At 53.3% G+C, this 2,375-nt stretch carries 2 protein-coding genes and 1 pseudogene; 2 read left to right on the forward strand and 1 reads right to left on the reverse strand.

Features of this window, described 5'->3' with window-relative positions; genetic code table 11:
- Positions 1-65: 65 nt before the first annotated feature.
- Positions 66-1,052, forward strand: coding sequence for an MDR family oxidoreductase (locus VIN66_RS16465; protein ID WP_331924993.1), 987 nt, complete (start codon positions 66-68; stop codon positions 1,050-1,052).
- 19 nt (positions 1,053-1,071) lie between these two features.
- Here the strand turns inward: VIN66_RS16465 and VIN66_RS16470 are convergent, their stop codons facing one another.
- On the reverse strand, positions 1,072-2,007 hold the full coding sequence (locus VIN66_RS16470; protein WP_331924994.1) for a GlxA family transcriptional regulator: 936 nt from the start codon (positions 2,005-2,007) through the stop codon (positions 1,072-1,074).
- A 120-nt stretch (positions 2,008-2,127) separates the two neighbouring features.
- On the opposite strand from VIN66_RS16470, the pseudogene VIN66_RS16475 reads away from it, so the two are divergent.
- Positions 2,128-2,375, forward strand: a pseudogene (locus VIN66_RS16475) (rhodanese-like domain-containing protein); the annotation flags it as partial.

The following is a 2,375-nucleotide window of genomic DNA, read 5'->3' on the forward strand; positions in this document are numbered from 1 at the left end:
ATCGCACCTCGCACTGTCAGTGCGCTTAACGCCGCTGCACCACACCGCTTTAGCTGGGAGACACTATGTTTAAAGGCGTATTAATTGAAAAAGACGATCAAGGTTATCGCGCCACGCTGCGTGATCTCGACGATACCGTACTGATGGAAGGCGACACCCTGGTACAGGTGGCCTACAGCACGCTGAACTATAAAGATGCGCTGGCGATTACCGGTAAAGCCCCGGTGGTGCGTAAATTTCCGCTGATACCGGGCATTGATTTAGCCGGTACGGTAATAAGCTGCAGCTCGGGAAAGTTTAAAGCCGGTGACGAGGTGCTGCTAAACGGCTTTGGTGTGGGTGAAGTGCACTGCGGCGGCCTGGCGCAACAGGCCCAATTGCAAAGTGAGTGGCTGATTGCCCTGCCCAAGGCGTTGTCGGCCAAACAGGCAATGGCCATCGGTACCGCAGGCTACACCGCTATGCTGTGCGTCATGGCGCTGGAAAAGCATGGTGTAAAGCCGGATTCCGGCGAAGTGCTGGTAACAGGTGCCAATGGTGGCGTGGGCAGCTACGCCATCGCGATTCTGGCTAAGCTCGGTTACAGCGTTGTTGCCGCCACAGGCAGAATGGCAGAAGCGCAGTATTTAAAAGCGCTTGGCGCCAGCGAGATTATTGACCGCCATACGCTGTCGGAACCCGGGCGGCCACTGGCCAAAGAGCGCTGGGCCGCTGTAGTGGATTCGGTCGGCAGCCATACGCTGGTAAATGCCTGCGCCAGTACCAAGTACGGCGGCATAGTCGCGGCTTGTGGCCTGGCCCAGGGGATGGATTTACCCGGTAGCGTCGCGCCCTTTATTTTACGCGGTGTCACACTGACCGGTATCGACAGCGTGATGCGGCCAATTCACGATCGCATCGAAGCCTGGGACAGATTAGCCAAGGTGTTAACCGCCAATACACTGGAACAAGTCTCCACCGAGATAGGTTTAGCGCGGGTGTGTGATACCGCTCAGCGTTTACTTGATGGGCAGGTGCGCGGCCGTATCGTGGTGAATGTTAATCAGCTTTAACATGAAAAGCGATAACGGCTTAACTGCGTAAAAAGGTGCGTTTGTATTGCATCGGCGATACCGACAAGTACTTTCTGAAGTTATGCCTTAGCGTTACCGCATTGTCGAAACCGGCTTTAACGGCGATTTCATCAATAGACAGTTCGCTTGCCTCCAGCAGCGACTTGGCACTGTCGAGCTTACGCTCGGTTAGCCACTGCAGTGCCGTCATGTTGTAGTGCTTGTTGATATGCCGGTCAAAAGTGCGCCGGCTCATATTGGCTTTTTTGGCGATGTCGTCAATGCTAAGTTGTGCCGACAAATTACTGGTCGCCCAGTCCAGTGCCTGTGAAATACCCGATTTAGTCAGCGTGAGTGGCTTTTCAACAAACTGCGCCTGGCCACCACTACGGTGTGCAGGCAGCACCAGCCGCCTGGCGACGCTGTTGGCACAGTGATAGCCAAAATCCTGCCTTATCACCTCGATGCCTAAATCTATCGCCGCTGCACTGCCCGCTGAACAGCCGATAACACCATCGTAGTGATAAAGAATATTGTCTTTGTATTCAAGCGTTGGATAACGCTGTTTAAACTGCCCGGCGTAGCGCCAGTGGGTGGTGGCAATGCGGTTATCTAATAGCCCTGCCGCAGCCAGTAAAAACGAGCCCGAGCAAAAACTGATGATACGCCCACCCTGCTGGTAATGGCGCTGCAGTTCGGCAATCAGCCTGGGATCCGGTTCTGTTACCGAAACCGGAAAGCTTGGGATCAGCAATAAATCGGCTGGCGGTAAGGTATCAACCTGTTTGCACTGCAAGCTGCTGCCGGCTAAACCGTTATAGCTGCCCGCAGATAACGACAGAATTTCTGTACTGTACCAGGGCTGAAACTCGGGCCTTGGCATCGCAAACAGCTCCGCAGCGCAGCCCAGTTCAAATAACGACAGCTGTTCGGTCAGCAAAATAATAACGCGCATAAAGCCGCTTTAGCCTAATCAATAATGGCTTGATATTAACGAATGTTGTCTATTTAGACAATTTCGCTAAATACCGGCGCAGCTGATAATAGGGTTAACACCACCATACGGAGAAACAGTATGCCATCTAAAGTCGTTAACCCCAAACCTGCCGACAGCGCTGATGCGTTGGCACATTTTCAGCGTTTACTTAGCTTTGAAACAGACTGCTGGGATGTGCACTATGCACTGAACAATAACCTGCATGACTTTGTGCTGCTGGATGTACGCGGCTTAGATACTGCCAGGCGCGGCTATATTGCCGGTGCTGTGCTGCTGCCCTACCCGAGCATTAACGAAGCTGCGCTGCAAGCCTACCCTGACGATAC

Origin of the sequence: Rheinheimera sp. (assembly GCF_036568245.1) — a bacterium.
Classification (GTDB): Bacteria; Pseudomonadota; Gammaproteobacteria; order Enterobacterales; family Alteromonadaceae; genus Alishewanella.